The sequence below is a fragment of the Vibrio sp. S234-5 genome (genome assembly GCF_000960595.1).
In the GTDB taxonomy this organism is placed as follows: domain Bacteria; phylum Pseudomonadota; class Gammaproteobacteria; order Enterobacterales; family Vibrionaceae; genus Vibrio.
The window spans coordinates 175,980-190,933 of sequence record NZ_JZAM01000060.1 but is presented as its reverse complement, the minus strand read 5'-3'; the positions used below and the strand labels follow the sequence as shown (position 1 = coordinate 190,933).

The 14,954-nt window shown below is 46.0% G+C and carries 14 protein-coding genes; 8 read left to right on the top strand and 6 right to left on the bottom strand.

The window, feature by feature from the left end; all coding sequences use genetic code 11:
* Positions 1 to 13: 13 nt before the first annotated feature.
* Positions 14 to 235: a cold shock domain-containing protein CspD gene (gene cspD, locus UF06_RS02100; protein WP_045568964.1), complete on the bottom strand. Its 222-nt coding sequence runs from the start codon at positions 233 to 235 to the stop codon at positions 14 to 16.
* A gap of 532 nt (positions 236 to 767) precedes the next feature.
* Here cspD and clpS point away from each other — a divergent pair.
* A complete protein-coding gene (clpS, locus tag UF06_RS02095) occupies positions 768 to 1,088 on the top strand; it encodes an ATP-dependent Clp protease adapter ClpS (RefSeq protein ID WP_039425278.1) in 321 nt (106 codons plus the stop codon).
* Between the two features lie 47 nt (positions 1,089 to 1,135).
* A complete protein-coding gene (gene clpA, locus UF06_RS02090; RefSeq protein WP_045568963.1) occupies positions 1,136 to 3,403 on the top strand; it encodes an ATP-dependent Clp protease ATP-binding subunit ClpA in 2,268 nt (755 codons plus the stop codon).
* Between the two features lie 162 nt (positions 3,404 to 3,565).
* On the opposite strand, the gene infA is transcribed toward clpA, so the two are convergent.
* The 3 genes from infA to aat all read right to left on the bottom strand — a co-directional run bounded on the left by infA (position 3,566) and on the right by aat (position 5,274).
* Positions 3,566 to 3,784 carry a translation initiation factor IF-1 gene (gene infA, locus UF06_RS02085; protein WP_001040192.1) on the bottom strand — a complete coding sequence of 73 codons (219 nt, stop codon included), beginning with the start codon at positions 3,782 to 3,784 and terminating at the stop codon, positions 3,566 to 3,568.
* Between the two features lie 81 nt (positions 3,785 to 3,865).
* On the bottom strand, positions 3,866 to 4,564 hold the full coding sequence (locus UF06_RS02080) for an arginyltransferase (protein WP_045568962.1): 699 nt from the start codon (positions 4,562 to 4,564) through the stop codon (positions 3,866 to 3,868).
* A complete protein-coding gene (aat, locus tag UF06_RS02075; RefSeq protein WP_045568961.1) occupies positions 4,561 to 5,274 on the bottom strand; it encodes a leucyl/phenylalanyl-tRNA--protein transferase in 714 nt (237 codons plus the stop codon). The genes UF06_RS02080 and aat overlap by 4 nt, the downstream gene beginning before the upstream one ends.
* Positions 5,275 to 5,307: 33 nt before the next feature.
* Here aat and UF06_RS02070 point away from each other — a divergent pair, with 33 nt between their 5' ends.
* On the top strand, positions 5,308 to 5,763 hold the full coding sequence (locus UF06_RS02070) for a glycine zipper 2TM domain-containing protein (protein WP_045568960.1): 456 nt from the start codon (positions 5,308 to 5,310) through the stop codon (positions 5,761 to 5,763).
* Positions 5,764 to 5,887: 124 nt separating this feature from the next.
* Positions 5,888 to 7,174, top strand: coding sequence for a 3-phosphoshikimate 1-carboxyvinyltransferase (gene aroA / locus UF06_RS02065; protein ID WP_045568959.1), 1,287 nt, complete (start codon positions 5,888 to 5,890; stop codon positions 7,172 to 7,174).
* A 71-nt stretch (positions 7,175 to 7,245) separates the two neighbouring features.
* Here the strand turns inward: aroA and UF06_RS02060 are convergent, their stop codons facing one another.
* Positions 7,246 to 7,491: a YciN family protein gene (locus UF06_RS02060; protein ID WP_045568958.1), complete on the bottom strand. Its 246-nt coding sequence runs from the start codon at positions 7,489 to 7,491 to the stop codon at positions 7,246 to 7,248.
* Positions 7,492 to 7,891: 400 nt separating this feature from the next.
* Between UF06_RS02060 and topA the strand changes: the two genes are divergently transcribed.
* The 4 genes from topA to UF06_RS02040 all read left to right on the top strand — a co-directional run bounded on the left by topA (position 7,892) and on the right by UF06_RS02040 (position 14,632).
* A complete protein-coding gene (topA, locus tag UF06_RS02055; protein ID WP_045568957.1) occupies positions 7,892 to 10,516 on the top strand; it encodes a type I DNA topoisomerase in 2,625 nt (874 codons plus the stop codon).
* 507 nt (positions 10,517 to 11,023) lie between these two features.
* Positions 11,024 to 12,241 carry a glucose-1-phosphate adenylyltransferase gene (gene glgC, locus UF06_RS02050; RefSeq protein WP_045568956.1) on the top strand — a complete coding sequence of 406 codons (1,218 nt, stop codon included), beginning with the start codon at positions 11,024 to 11,026 and terminating at the stop codon, positions 12,239 to 12,241.
* Positions 12,231 to 13,694, top strand: a complete 1,464-nt coding sequence (glgA, locus tag UF06_RS02045; protein WP_045568955.1) for a glycogen synthase GlgA — start codon at positions 12,231 to 12,233, stop codon at positions 13,692 to 13,694. Before glgC ends, glgA begins: the two co-directional genes overlap by 11 nt.
* Positions 13,695 to 13,831: 137 nt before the next feature.
* Positions 13,832 to 14,632 carry an alpha/beta hydrolase gene (locus tag UF06_RS02040; protein WP_045568954.1) on the top strand — a complete coding sequence of 267 codons (801 nt, stop codon included), beginning with the start codon at positions 13,832 to 13,834 and terminating at the stop codon, positions 14,630 to 14,632.
* A 7-nt stretch (positions 14,633 to 14,639) separates the two neighbouring features.
* Here UF06_RS02040 and UF06_RS02035 read toward each other — a convergent pair whose 3' ends face one another.
* On the bottom strand, positions 14,640 to 14,954 hold the full coding sequence (locus UF06_RS02035) for a DUF2007 domain-containing protein (RefSeq protein ID WP_045568953.1): 315 nt from the start codon (positions 14,952 to 14,954) through the stop codon (positions 14,640 to 14,642).

The window sequence follows — 14,954 nt, the reverse complement described above, 5'->3', positions numbered from 1 at the left end:
AATAGCAAGTAAATTACTTGCTAGCGAGCGCCTCTAACGGTACGACGCTGCTTGCGTGGCACCCTTTAGGGCCTTTTTCTAACTCATATGCGACTTGTTGGCCTGCTTTCAGAGTACGATAACCGTCCATCTGAATAGTGGAGTAATGGGCAAAAATATCACCATCCTCTTCATCTGAACAAATAAACCCAAATCCTTTGGCGTTATTGAACCACTTTACTGTACCTGTAGCCATGCTATACATCCCTCATGCATTTTTGTTACTGATGTTGTTAAACCAATCTAAGCCCACTAAAGACAGATGGCTTATTTAGCGTTAACGCTAAATGTAAAAAATAATGGTGAATTTTTTCAAACTGATGTTGCAGGATTTGCGTTTTGCGAAACCAAACACAAAGTGAAGAAAAAATCACCACCACTCGACAATGTAGTCAATGATTGGCTCTAGTCAATAGTAAAAACGTATAAATAACAACAGAATTGCAAACAGGTCACCTTTATGGTTAACATTTTTGCAAATGTCTCGTGTTCAAAAACCGAGCAAAAACCGTATTTTGTGTTGACGGTTGCTTTTTTTATCATCAAACAGCTTGAGCTATCACGCCTCTCTTCTTCTTTTTATTTGCAGCGGTTCCAGAGGTGCATTAGTCTCTAAATAAGGAATACGAATTCGCACATCCTGACTTGCTACAACCGACTTGCAGCTTATGATAGAGTGTTTCAGGTGTCTGATTTCTTATAAAAGTTCCCAACGTTGTGTTTAGGTCATGAGTAAAAATTTTGAATGGGTCACTCCAGACTCAGATCTTCTGGAGTTAGAAAAAACCAAAATCCAACCACCAAAAATGTATAACGTGGTGTTAAATAACGATGATTACACGCCGATGGATTTCGTTATTGAGGTACTTGAGCGATTCTTTTCGCATGATCTGGATAAAGCGACGCAAATCATGCTCAAGGTCCATTATGAAGGAAAAGCAATTTGTGGCACGTATAGTGCAGAGATCGCTGAGACGAAAGTTGCGCAGGTTACGATGTACTCAAGGGAAAATGAGCATCCGCTTCTGTGCACCATGGAGCAAGCATAACAATAAGACTTGCTCGAGCAACCAAGTTGTTCTTACGGGAGGTACTTATGCTGAATAAAGAACTGGAGTCGAGCCTAAATGGCGCTTTTGCTCGTGCTCGTAACAAACGACATGAGTTCATGACTGTTGAACACCTCCTGCTGGCATTGCTAGAGAACGATGCTGCTAAGGAAGCCCTTATTGCTTGTAAAGCGGATCTAGACGCTTTACGCCATGAACTCGATATATTTATCGACCAAACTACACCCCTTATCCCTGAGAGCGATGAAACTCGCGAAACTCAACCTACTCTCAGTTTTCAACGGGTTTTGCAACGTGCCGTCTTCCATGTTCAATCATCAGGAAGAAGTGAAGTCACTGGGGCGAATGTGCTTGTCGCCATTTTTAGTGAGCAAGAGTCTCATGCCGCTTACTTGTTGAAGAAAAATGACATCTCTCGTCTGGATATTGTTAACTTTATATCCCATGGCATTACAAAAGCCACAGGGGCTAGTGATGATTCATCTTCGGATTCCTTTCACTCAGATAGCACGGAAGAAACTGGCTCCGATGAACGTCTCGAGAGTTTTGCCACCAATCTGAATCAGGTAGCGAAAGAAGGAAATATTGATCCACTGATTGGCCGAGATAAAGAGTTGGAACGAACCATTCAGGTGTTGTGCCGTCGTCGCAAGAATAATCCTTTGTTGGTTGGTGAAGCAGGGGTTGGTAAAACGGCCATTGCGGAAGGACTCGCTTGGCGAATCGTTGAAGGCACGGTGCCAGAAGTGATTCAAAACAGCGTGATTTATTCGTTGGATATTGGCTCCTTGCTAGCGGGCACCAAATATCGTGGTGATTTTGAAAAACGCTTCAAAACTATTTTAAAACAGCTTGAGCGTGAGAAAGACGCTATTCTGTTTATCGATGAAATACATACTATTATTGGCGCAGGTGCCGCTTCTGGTGGTCAGGTCGATGCGGCGAACTTAATTAAACCCTTGTTAAGTAGTGGAAAATTACGCTGTATTGGTTCGACAACTTACCAAGAATACAACAATATTTTTGAGAAAGAGCGTGCGCTTTCGCGTCGCTTCCAGAAGATTGATGTTGTTGAGCCATCGCTCGATGACACGACCAAGATCTTGATGGGCTTGAAAGCGAAATACGAAGCGCACCATGATGTTCGTTATACCAACAAAGCACTTCGAGCAGCGGTGGAATTGTCTGCCAAATACATCAACGAACGCCATTTGCCAGATAAAGCGATTGACGTGATCGACGAAGCTGGCGCGAGAAGTCGTTTAACACCAGCCAGCCGCCGTAAAAAGACGGTCGGTGTGGCCGATATCGAAGCCATGGTGGCGAAAATGGCTCGCATCCCCGAAAAGTCGGTCTCCTCATCGGATAAAGACATCCTAAAAAATCTGGATGATAAGATGAAGATGCTCGTGTTTGGTCAAGATGCTGCCATTGACGTGCTATGTGAAGCGATCAAACTGACTCGTGCAGGTCTCGGTGCCGATCACAAGCCAGTCGGCTCTTTCTTGTTCGCAGGCCCCACTGGTGTCGGTAAAACCGAAGTGACCGTACAGCTATCGAAACTTTTAGGGATCGAGCTGCTGCGTTTTGACATGTCAGAGTATGGTGAACGCCACTCAGTCAGTCGCCTAATCGGCGCGCCTCCGGGTTATGTAGGCTACGATCAGGGCGGCTTGTTAACGGATGCTGTGCTGAAACATCCTCACTCAGTGGTGTTGCTGGATGAGATTGAAAAAGCGCATCCAGATATCTTCAACTTGCTGCTGCAAGTCATGGATAACGGTACGCTGACGGACAACAATGGACGTAAAGCCGATTTTCGCAATGTCATCTTGGTCATGACGACAAACGCAGGTGTGGCTGAGACTGAGAAGAAGTCTATCGGTCTTATTCAACAGGATCATAGCCCTGATGCGATGTCGGAGATTAAGAAAGTCTTCACACCCGAATTTCGTAACCGTCTCGATAATATCATCTGGTTCAATAGCTTGGATGAAGCGATTATCCATCAGGTGGTCGACAAGTTCATCGTTGAGCTGCAGGTACAACTTGATGCACGCGGTGTCTCTTTGGAAGTCTCTGAAGATGCTCGTCATTGGCTGGCTAATAAAGGCTATGACAAAGCGATGGGGGCTCGCCCGATGGGACGGGTGATTCAAGACAAGCTGAAAAAGCCGCTGGCAAACGAGCTACTGTTTGGCTCGCTGATCGATGGTGGTACAGTGAAAGTAACGCTTGAGTCCGATGAACTTCAATTCGAGTACTTAACCACGCGAGAAGAAGCAGTTCATTAAGCGAAAGAGTAAGTTAACCAAGCAGGCTCCGGCATGCTTTTTCTTTGTTGTGGAATGTTGAAGAAGCGTTCACTACTGTGCATTAGACAAACAAACTGTGCATTAGATAAACAAAAAGCGGAGCTTCTGGCTCCGCTTTTTGTTTGTATCCGATAATCGTGATTAACGGGCACGGAAGACGATGCGGCCTTTGGATAGGTCGTATGGAGTCATCTCTACAGTTACTTTGTCACCCGTAAGGATACGGATGTAGTTCTTACGCATCTTGCCGGAAATGTGCGCAGTAACAACGTGGCCGTTTTCTAGCTCAACACGAAACATAGTGTTAGGTAGAGTATCAAGGACGGTACCCTGCATCTCAATTACGTCTTCTTTAGCCATTTAATCCTCTTAGAAACTTGGCGATTTTTTAACGGGCTAATTCTGCCGTCAAAAAGCAAATATGTAAACTTGGGCCGTATTCTACCCTTGCCAACGCTGATTTACTAGTTTTTGGTGACGCTCAAAACGAACTTTATAGTTCATCGCTTCGCATTCATCAATCTGATAACCAAGGTAGAGCCACTGTTTATGTTCCTGCTGACAGTACTCAAGCTGAAATAAAACCGCAAGGGTGCCAAGGGAAAGTGGATAATCGGGATCAAAAAAGGTGTAAAAGGCGCTAGCGCACTGCTCCATGATGTCGGTAACCGCAATGGCTAGGAGCCGTTCTCCTTCATAAATATGAAGATACTGGGTGGTAACCCACTGACTGCGGGAGAAGTGGGCGAAATCCTTTTTCTGTGGCGGATACATAGTCCCGTGTTTGTGACGAGCGGTAATGTAGCGGCTATACAAACTAAACCAGTTACTATCCATGGATTTTTTTAGGCACCAGCTCAGTTTTCGGGACTTTTTCCTCAAGCGTTTCTGGCTTTTCGACAGCACGAAATCGGGGATCGCAACACGAATAGGCTTGCACGCTTGGCAAAGATCGCAGTGTGGCTTGTAAATCGTGTCACCACTGCGGCGAAAACCGTTTGCTAGCAATACTTCGTAGCTTTCTGCGGAGTGCATTTCTGGCTCTAAGGCGACAGCGACACGTTCTTGACGCTCTGGCAGATAACTGCAGGGATGGTTGTCTGTGAGCCCTATTTTTATTTGGTGAATATCTGAACTCATTTATCGGGTTCCTCCAACCATTGTGGCAAAAAACAATTTGCTGCAAGCGACTGTTTCTTTAAGCATAGCAGGCGTTTTAGAAATTCCTCGCGGTGAAGACTAAAAGCGCCGAGTGAGCGAAGGTGAGGGTTCATTACCTGGCAGTCAATCAATTTGCCGTGATGACGGGCGAAATGGTGACAGAAATACCACAGGGCAATTTTGGACGCGTTGCTGCGAGTGCTAAACATGGATTCACCACAAAAAAGCTGTCCCACTGAAATACCATAGAAACCGCCGATCAGTTGGTCATCTGACCAAACCTCTACCGAGTGACAAGCACCTTGGTGACTAAGTTGCGTATACGCCTCGCGCATTTCTGCGTTAAGCCAAGTTTCATCAACGGCGCGAGTGGTGCCACATAGGTCGATAACCTGTTCTGTCGCCTGATTGATACTGACGTGGTAAGCGGCTTTTCTCTGGAATTTTCTCAGGCTTTTGGCCGGAGAGAAGGTCTCTGGGTCAAACACCGCTCGTGGAGAGGGGCTCCACCACAGAATGGGTTCACCTGGGCCATACCAAGGGAAAATACCGTGCTGATAAGCATTAAGGAGTCGTTGTGGTTGCAGGTCACCACCAAAAGCTAACAACCCATTTGGGTCAGCAAGTGCACTCTGTGCTGGAGGAAAGTCTAAACTTTTTGTGTCGAGTTCGGTCAGATAAATAGCCATAAACGGTGTGTCATCAGAAGTTGGGGGTCGGTTATGCAAAAATGGTTATGGTGTCTATTCTTCTTTCCTTTGTTGGTAAATGCGTCCTATGAGAGGAATGTAGCAAAGCCCGTGAACAAAGTCATATATGGTGAGGTGCAATCCGTTCGTTACATCACGCATCAGGAGGTAAAACGTTCACAAGGTAATGGCTGGAAGACGCTGCTAGGAGCAACCATTGGCGGGTTAGTGGGTAATCAGTTTGGCGGCGGCAGTGGCAAGGAGGTGGCGACTGCGGTTGGAGCACTGGCGGGCGCGGCAATTGCACATAATCAGAGTCGTAGTGAATACCAAGTGGACTACCAGTTGGTTGAACTGCTGATTCAAAGCGAGCAAGGTGTTTTGATCAATGTTATTCAGGATGTTGATAAAAACATGCTTTTCAATCCGGGAGCGAAGGTGAGAATTCTCTATTTTGACCAAGGTGTGCGGGTAGATCTGGCGATGTAAGAATGAGTATTTATTCACGGCTTAGCACTGGTTTTATGCGGGCTTTTTGGTTAGTCTGAATCCACGAAGAATAAAGTGATGCTCTCAGTTGAAGGCAACTGAAGCTCAAGGATCGTCTCAATTAATGGAAAGCCTTACGTTACAACCAATTAAGAAAGTTAATGGTGAAGTGAACCTGCCGGGTTCTAAAAGTGTTTCAAACCGCGCGCTTCTACTCGCCGCGCTTGCGCAGGGGACAACCAGACTAACCAACCTGCTTGATAGTGATGATATTCGTCATATGCTCAATGCGTTGAGCAAGCTTGGCGTCGATTACCAACTCTCCGACGACAAAACCGTTTGTACTGTGAATGGATTGGGGCGCCCATTTACGGTGACAGAGGCAACAGAGTTGTTTTTGGGTAATGCTGGCACGGCGATGCGTCCACTTGCCGCCGCTTTGTGTCTAGGTCAAGGTGAGTATGTACTTACTGGCGAACCCCGTATGAAAGAGCGTCCCATTGGTCATTTAGTGGACGCGCTTCGAGCGGCGGGAGCCGATATTCAGTATTTGGAGAATGAACACTTTCCACCGCTCAAAATTAAGGCGACTGGATTGAAAGCAGGGACAGTCAGCATTGATGGCTCTATTTCCAGCCAGTTTTTGACGGCTTTTTTAATGTCAGCGCCGTTAGCTGACGGTGAAGTGATCATCAAGATTGTAGGTGAGCTGGTTTCTAAACCGTACATCGACATCACTTTGCACATCATGCAACAATTTGGTGTGCAGGTGATCAACAAGGAATACCAAGAGTTTGTTATTCCAGCGGGGCAAAAATACCTGGCGCCGGGGGATTTCTTGGTCGAGGGCGATGCTTCTTCTGCTTCGTACTTTCTGGCTGCCGCCGCGATAAAAGGTGGAGAGATTAAAGTCACGGGCATCGGTAAAAATAGTATTCAAGGTGACATTCAGTTTGCGCACGCGTTGGAAAAAATGGGCGCGGAAATTGAGTGGGGCGACGACTATGTGATTTCACGCGTGGGTCAATTGAAAGGCATTGATATGGATTACAATCATATCCCTGATGCGGCTATGACCATCGCCACCACTGCGCTGTTTGCACAAGGGACGACGGCGATTCGTAACGTTTACAATTGGCGAGTAAAGGAAACGGATCGTCTTGCCGCCATGGCAACAGAGCTGCGTAAAGTGGGGGCGGAAGTCGAAGAGGGCGAAGACTACCTGATCGTTAAACCCACCAAGCAACTCAAGCATGCGGCGATTGATACTTATGATGACCATCGAATGGCGATGTGTTTTTCTCTTGTGGCTCTCAGCGACACGCCTGTGACGATCAATGATCCTAAATGTACCTCGAAAACGTTCCCAGATTACTTCGATAAGTTGGCGCAATTAAGCGAACTGGCGTAAAGCCGCCGGGAAGAGGTTTTGTCATTTCTAAAAACAGAGCCTTGGTTTAAACGCCAAGGCTCATTGTTATTTTATTTGAGGGTGAATTTTTTTGACAACTCGTGCGCTAAGTATTTGAACATATTAAATACAGCGGTCGTTTGCGGTGTTGGTAGGCCATCTGAGTCTAAAAAATACTCTCCCTTGAAGACCAAAACGTCTTCTTTTTCTTCCACACTTGTTGCGCGCATGCCTGCAAAATAGTCTTCATGTTCCTGAATTAAGTGATTTGCGATGAGTAGCAGCTCGAATTCTGAAATGGGTTTCTTCTCGGTCATTTAGTTTTATCTCTTGGGAAACAGCAATGTGAATAGTCTAGAGTGTGCTGAAACGATTTCAACGTTTATTCCGAACGAGGATGGCCAATAGTGGTAAAGAACATGGCTCTTACAAGCAAGGTTTTGTGATGTGCAACATAAAAATCACTTTTATATTCGCATAGCTATTTATCAACTGCTTAGTATACGGACCTAAATTTAGGCACTTGTCGATTCTGTTGTGCCCAGAGCGATGGCGACCAATTGTCGACCAATCGGATCTGAAATGTAAAAAAGCAGTTGATCTTCTTTTGATATCGCACAATAGTAAAAAAAGAAGTTTCATAATGGTACAGCGTACCGATTGTTGTTAGCTATCACTGACAATAATGACATCATTTTTAAGGGCGTTAGAGTCAATATGGGTAAATCTCTCGTTATAGTGGAGTCGCCAGCCAAGGCTAAAACGATCAATAAGTATCTTGGGAAAGACTTTGTCGTGAAGTCCAGTGTCGGTCACGTGCGTGATCTACCAACTGCAGGACAAAGTACGGGTGAAAAAGCGGCTGCCATTTCAACCAAAGGCATGAGCGCAGAAGAGAAAGCTCGTATTAAGCAAGAGAAAGATCGTAAATCGTTGATCAAAAAGATGGGGATTGACCCATATCACGATTGGGAAGCGAATTATCAGATCCTTCCAGGCAAAGAAAAAGTGGTGAGCGAACTACAGAAGCTCGCGAAAGATGCTGACTTTGTCTATCTCGCAACCGATTTGGACCGCGAAGGGGAAGCTATTGCGTGGCATCTTCGTGAGATCATCGGTGGTGATGAAGCGCGTTACAAACGAGTGGTGTTTAACGAGATTACCAAGAATGCGATTCAGCAGGCGTTCCAGCGACCTGGTGAGTTGAATATGGATGGCGTAAATGCCCAGCAAGCTCGACGTTTTATGGACCGAGTGGTGGGCTTTATGGTTTCGCCATTACTGTGGAAAAAAGTCGCTCGAGGCTTATCCGCTGGCCGAGTTCAATCGGTAGCGGTGAAATTGCTGGTAGAACGTGAACGTGAAATCAAAGCGTTTGTCCCCGAAGAGTTCTGGGATCTGCATGCGAATACCATGACCGCAGATTCGACCGCGTTCAAGCTGTTGGTGGCGCAAAAAGCTGGCGATACTTTCCGTCCTGTGAACGAAGCGGAAACACAAGCTGCGATGGCCGTTTTGCAAAAAGCCCAATTGGAAGTTTGCAAGCGTGAAGATCGTCCAACAAGGAGCAAGCCATCCGCACCTTTCATCACCTCCACCTTGCAGCAAGCAGCGAGCACGCGCTTAGGTTACGGGGTAAAGAAGACCATGATGCTCGCGCAGCGTTTGTACGAAGCGGGCTACATTACCTACATGCGTACCGACTCGACCAACCTAAGTAGTGAAGCCGTTGAGGCCGTGCGCGGTTACATCGTATCTCAGTTTGGTGAACGTTATTTGCCAGCCAATCCGCTGGTTTACGGTAGCAAGCAAGGGGCTCAAGAGGCGCACGAAGCGATACGCCCATCCGATGTTCAGATTAAATCTGATGATTTAGAAGGGGTTGATAGTGATGCGCATAAACTCTATTCGTTGATCTGGAACCAATTTGTCGCCTGCCAAATGACAGAAGCGGAGTACGATTCTACTACCGTGAGTGTCAAAGCGGCAGAATACACGTTGAAAGCCAAAGGGCGCATTCTCAAATTTGATGGTTGGACACGCGTACAAAGACCGTTGGGTAAGAATGAAGACACAATTTTACCCGCGGTTCAAGTGGGTGAAAAACTGACGCTCGAATCTCTTGATCCGAAACAACACTTCACTAAGCCACCTGCGCGGTTTACCGAAGCGGCGCTAGTGAAAGAACTTGAGAAGAGAGGCATTGGCCGTCCATCAACCTATGCATCGATCATTTCAACGATTCAAGATCGCGGCTACGTCAAAGTGGATCAACGTCGTTTCTATGCAGAGAAAATGGGTGAAATTGTCACCGATCGCTTGGATGAAAGCTTCAACGATTTGATGAACTATGATTTCACCGCTCGTATGGAAGAAAAGCTTGACCAAATTGCCGAAGGTGATGTGCAGTGGAAAGCGGTGCTTGATCACTTCTTCTCTGATTTCACCCAAGATCTTGAGAAAGCAGAGCAAGAAGAAGATGAAGGCGGTATGAAGCTGAACCATATCGTGATGACCGATATTCAGTGTCCGACCTGTTCGCGCCCCATGGGGATACGTACCGCTTCAACAGGTGTCTTTTTAGGCTGCTCAGGCTATGCACTTCCGCCAAAAGAGCGTTGCAAAACGACCATAAATCTCGGTGATGAAGACGGCATTATCAACGTTCTTGAAGAGGATGTGGAAACTGCTGCACTGCGCGCGAAGAAACGTTGCCCGATTTGTGAGACGGCAATGGACGCGTATCTGATTGATGATAAGCGTAAAATGCACGTATGTGGTAACAACCCTAACTGCGAAGGCTACCTCGTTGAATACGGTGAGTTCAAAGTAAAAGGGTATGATGGCCCAGTGGTTGAGTGCGATAAATGTGGGTCTGATATGGTGCTGAAAAATGGCCGTTTCGGGAAATACATGGATTGCACCAGTGAAAGTTGCAAAAATACGCGTAAGATCCTGAAAAATGGTGAAGTCGCACCACCGAAAGAAGAGCCAGTACATTTCCCTGAGTTACCTTGTAGTACCTCAGATGCTTACTTTGTGCTGCGTGATGGTGCGTCGGGTCTGTTCATGGCGGCGAGCAATTTCCCTAAATCTCGTGAGACGAGAGCCCCATTGGTTTCTGAATTAGCGCGTTTTGTTGAGCGCTTACCCGAGAAATATCAATACTTGGCGACGGCACCGACGCATGATCCCGATGGCTTAGAAGCGGTAGTGCGTTTTAGTCGTAAAAGCAAAGAAAATTACGTTCGAACGGAAGTGGACGGTAAACCGACCGGATGGACTGCGCTCTACGAAAACGGGAAATGGGATATTTCCGATAAGCGTAAAAAAACTAAGTAAGTCGATCGTCGGTTGAATGAGAAAATTAAAGAGCAGCATTGCTGCTCTTTTTCGTTTCAACTCTGTTTCCTGCTCACAACGTGCACAACATCCTGTGTGTCTTGTTGTGCTAGCCATTCTCTGCTTGCTCGCTGTCATTTCTTTTTAACACCGATTTCTTATCTTGTTCATCATCGAGTAAACCGCTAGGTGTCGGTAATCTGTAAGTCAATTGTTCCATTTGTGTAACTAAACACTCGTTTGAGTGTGACTTAGCTAACGTCTTCCCAACGAAACGGTTGTACTGTACACACAATACCGCTTTTGAAATTGTATTTTACCGGCAATCAGATACCTTATACAAAAGCATGAAATAGGTATGTAACCCTTGAGCTTATTGATAAGAATGAATGATAAAGCTCAGGAAAAATAAATTTAAAACAAATAATTACGCTCAGTTACTCCCCCCATAGACTATTTAAGTAACTGGGCCATCTTTCCAGACTATAACGAAATGGAGAACAACGAATGGCTGGTGTTTTGGGAATGATTCTTGCTGGCGGTGAAGGCTCAAGATTACGTCCGTTGACGGAATCGAGAAGTAAGCCTTCCGTCCCTTTTGGCGGTAGCTATCGTCTTATCGATTTTGCGTTAAACAACTTCGTTAACGCCGATCTGATGCGTATCTACGTACTGACTCAATTTAAATCACAATCTCTTTTCCATCATTTGAAGAAAGGGTGGAATATCAACGGTATTACGGATCGTTTTATCGACCCGATCCCTGCACAAATGCGGACAGGGAAACGTTGGTACGAAGGAACGGCAGACGCGATCTACCAGAACTTACGTTTTATGGAGCTTTCTGAGCCTGATCAAGTGTGTATCTTTGGTTCAGATCACATCTACAAAATGGACATCAAGCAGATGCTTGATTACCACAAAGAGAAAAAAGCTTCGTTAACGGTTTCGGCATTACGCATGCCTCTTTCTGAAGCGTCACAATTCGGAGTCATCGAAGTGGATGCCGACGGTCGTATGGTTGGATTCCAAGAAAAACCACAGAACCCGAAATCAATACCTGGTGATCCTGATCATGCATTGGTTTCAATGGGGAACTATGTGTTTGAAGCAAAAGTGCTGTTCTCTGAACTGATTGAAGATGCCGATGATGAAGAGTCATCGCACGATTTTGGTAAAGACATTATTCCGAAAATGTTCCCACGTGGTGATGTATTCGTCTATGACTTTAGCTTAAACCGTATTCCTGGTGAAAAAGAACAAGTGTACTGGCGAGATGTAGGCACTATTGACTCTTACTGGCAAGCGCATATGGATCTTTTGAAACATGACGCGCCGTTTTCTTTGTATAACCGTAAATGGCCGATGCACACCTATCACCCGCCACTTCCACCAGCGACGTTTACCGACTCTGCTAATGGCCGTGTGCAGATCATTGATAGTCTAGTCAGCAATGGTAGCTATGTGCGCGGTTCGAGAATTGAAAAATCTGTATTAGGTTTTCGCAGCAACATCGCTTCAGCATGTGACATTAGTGAATGTATCCTGTTAGGTGATGTGAAAATCGGCGAAGGTTGCGTACTACGCCGCGTTATCATGGATAAAGAGGTTGACGTAGCGCCTGGTACGCAGATTGGGGTGAATCTGCAAGAAGATAAGAAACACTTCCACGTGTCGGAAGAGGGTATTGTGGTGATTCCAAAAGGAGCTCGTGTTGGCTACTAGCAACTTGTCTGTTTTGTTTGTTGCTTCCGAGGCCGAAGGGTTGATCAAGAGCGGTGGCTTGGCGGATGTCGCCAAGGCACTGCCAGAAACCTTGGTTGAACTTGAGCAAGACGCGAGGCTGGTTATTCCTGCCTATACAGCGATAAATGGTCTTTCTGACGATGAAGTCGTGTTGGAGAGTCAGTTGGATTTCTGGCCCCATACCTCTTATCAAGTTAAGATGCGTATGTTAGGTGATCTCCCCGTCTATCTGATTGCGTGTGCAGCGTATTTTGATCGACCAGCCATGTATGCGGAAAACAATCAGTCTTATGCAGATAATGGCGAGCGCTTTGCCTTTTTCAGTGCTGCCTGTTTGGACATGTTGCCTAAGATCGGTTTTCGTCCACACATAGTGCACGCCAATGACTGGCATACTGGCTTAGTCCCGTTTCTGCTCAAATATCGTTACGCCAACAACGAGTTTTTCGCCGAAACACGCAGCGTCTTGTCTATCCATAACGCCGTGTTTAAAGGTGTTTTTAGTTATCAAGAACTTCAGTGCTTACCTGAGTTCCATAGCCGATATGTCCCTGAAGTGGCGGTAAGTGCGACTCACATCACGATGCTCAAAGCGGGAGTGATGACCGCAGATAAGATCAATGCGGTCAGCCCTACCTATGCAGAAGAGCTTAAAACCGAACTGGGTAGCCATGGCATGGCTTGGGAGTTTCAATATCGCGCAGCAGATTTGGTGGGTATCCTCAATGGCTGTGACTATTCGGCTTGGAATCCTCAGACAGACGCCTTTCTGCCGACGCGCTATGAAGCGACCTTGCACAGCATGGAGCAAGGCAAACGCGACTGTAAAGCGGCACTGCAACAACAAGTTGGGCTTCCCGTCAAAGATGTGGCGATGTTTGGCATGGTGTGTCGGTTGACGCATCAAAAAGGGGTGCACTATCTGCTGCCGATCCTGAGTGAGTTTTTAAAGCATGAAGCTCAATTAGTGATTGTCGGTACTGGTGATCCACTACTGGCGATGGAACTCAGAGATGTAGCTGCGCGTTTTGCTGATAAGCTTGTCTTTGTTGAAGCATACGATAACCAGCTTGCGCACTTGGTTGAAGCGGCTGCAGATTTCTTTCTAATGCCTTCTGAGTTTGAACCATGTGGTTTAAATCAGATCTACAGCATGGCGTATGGCACCTTACCAATCGTTCGTGGTGTGGGGGGGTTGAAAGACAGTGTGAATGATTACGACGCAAATCCTGCTGATGCAACCGGAATTGTTTTCCAAGATCCAACCCCTCAAGCTCTGTTGATCAGTATGCAGCGCGCGTTGCTTCTCTATGCGCAAAATCTAGCGGAAGTCCGCCGAGTACAAGTGCAAGCGATGCAGCAAGACTTTTGCTGGAGCAAAGCTGCTCAGCAATATTTAAATCTGTACAAAGCGGCGCTCAGGATTGGTTAACAAAGCGAAAAATTGAGTCAAAGGCACGGTTTTACGTGCCTTTTGCTTTTTTTATTCCAGCGCAAATCGCTATTGAGTCTTTTTATGGTAGGATTTCAGCCCTATATTTAGCTAAGAGTGAATGAGCGGTATAATCCATGCCTCAAACGTTACTGTTTCATAAAACCTATTTACATCCAACCAGTCAGGAGTGGGTGGTTTTTGTCCATGGCGCTGGAGGCAGCTCCTCAATATGGTTTAAACAGATCAAAGCGTATAAGCAACATTTCAATCTGCTATTGGTGGACTTAAGGGGACACGGAAAATCGAATCAGTTGTTTAAAGAGCTGATGAGCAGCCGCTACACGTTTAAAGCGGTGACGCACGATATTCTTCAGGTGCTAGATCATCTTAAAATCCACTCAGCCCATTTTGTCGGTATGTCTCTTGGCACCATTATTGTTAGAAATCTTGCGGAGATGGCAAGTGAACGCGTGAAATCGATGGTACTTGGTGGCGCTATTACTCGCTTAGATGCCCGCTCGCAGTTTTTGGTATCACTTGGCAATGTGGGTAAGCACATTCTCCCTTACATGTGGCTATATAAACTGTTCGCCTATATCGTCATGCCGCAAAAGAACCAGCAAGAATCCCGACACCTATTTATCCGTGAAGCAAAGAAATTGTGTCAAAAGGAGTTCAAGCGTTGGTTTATTCTGGCGGCGGAAGTTAACCCTCTGATGCGCTACTTCAAAGAAAGAGAACTGCCAATTCCAACGCTCTATTTGATGGGTGATAAAGATTACATGTTTATCAAACCAGTAAAAGAGATGGTTGCGGTTCATAAACAGAGTGAACTGTTGGAGATCCGAGATTGTGGGCATGTTTGCAACGTTGAACGCCCAGAAGAGTTTAATCGCTATTCAATCAATTTTATTCGCAGACAAATTCAAATTTAATCTATGTTTAACTGCTGGTGTCATGTTCGCCACAACACCAGCAGAGAGCAAATTGGCCCTCATTTTCCTCACCGCAGTTTGAACAGTACCAATGAGTAGCAACGCAGGGCTTCTGCAAGTACTCACTCACGATTTTCAGTGCTGCCTGGTATTGCTGAGGCTCATGTAGCCAAATATAGGGGTCACTCTCGCTGGTCGCGGGTAGCTCGCCTTTCAAGCCGAATAGCCCCTCTCCGTGTACTTCACACCTGATATTCTCATTTCGCAACAGTTGACAGACGATATGCGCCTCGACAGGGGAATTGGCAGTAAATACACGCAT

Excerpts from the sequence above, each read along its gene's own strand:
- glgC (WP_045568956.1), top strand. The coding sequence starts at position 11,024 with ATGGCTGGTGTTTTGGGAATGATTCTTGCTGGCGGTGAAGGCTCAAGA.
- infA (WP_001040192.1), bottom strand. The coding sequence starts at position 3,784 with ATGGCTAAAGAAGACGTAATTGAGATGCAGGGTACCGTCCTTGATACT.
- UF06_RS02040 (WP_045568954.1), top strand. The coding sequence starts at position 13,832 with ATGCCTCAAACGTTACTGTTTCATAAAACCTATTTACATCCAACCAGT.
- UF06_RS02070 (WP_045568960.1), top strand. The coding sequence starts at position 5,308 with ATGCAAAAATGGTTATGGTGTCTATTCTTCTTTCCTTTGTTGGTAAAT.
- UF06_RS02035 (WP_045568953.1), bottom strand. The coding sequence starts at position 14,954 with ATGCGTGTATTTACTGCCAATTCCCCTGTCGAGGCGCATATCGTCTGT.
- clpS (WP_039425278.1), top strand. The coding sequence starts at position 768 with ATGAGTAAAAATTTTGAATGGGTCACTCCAGACTCAGATCTTCTGGAG.
- aat (WP_045568961.1), bottom strand. The coding sequence starts at position 5,274 with ATGGCTATTTATCTGACCGAACTCGACACAAAAAGTTTAGACTTTCCT.
- aroA (WP_045568959.1), top strand. The coding sequence starts at position 5,888 with ATGGAAAGCCTTACGTTACAACCAATTAAGAAAGTTAATGGTGAAGTG.
- clpA (WP_045568963.1), top strand. The coding sequence starts at position 1,136 with ATGCTGAATAAAGAACTGGAGTCGAGCCTAAATGGCGCTTTTGCTCGT.
- topA (WP_045568957.1), top strand. The coding sequence starts at position 7,892 with ATGGGTAAATCTCTCGTTATAGTGGAGTCGCCAGCCAAGGCTAAAACG.
- cspD (WP_045568964.1), bottom strand. The coding sequence starts at position 235 with ATGGCTACAGGTACAGTAAAGTGGTTCAATAACGCCAAAGGATTTGGG.
- UF06_RS02080 (WP_045568962.1), bottom strand. The coding sequence starts at position 4,564 with ATGAGTTCAGATATTCACCAAATAAAAATAGGGCTCACAGACAACCAT.
- UF06_RS02060 (WP_045568958.1), bottom strand. The coding sequence starts at position 7,491 with ATGACCGAGAAGAAACCCATTTCAGAATTCGAGCTGCTACTCATCGCA.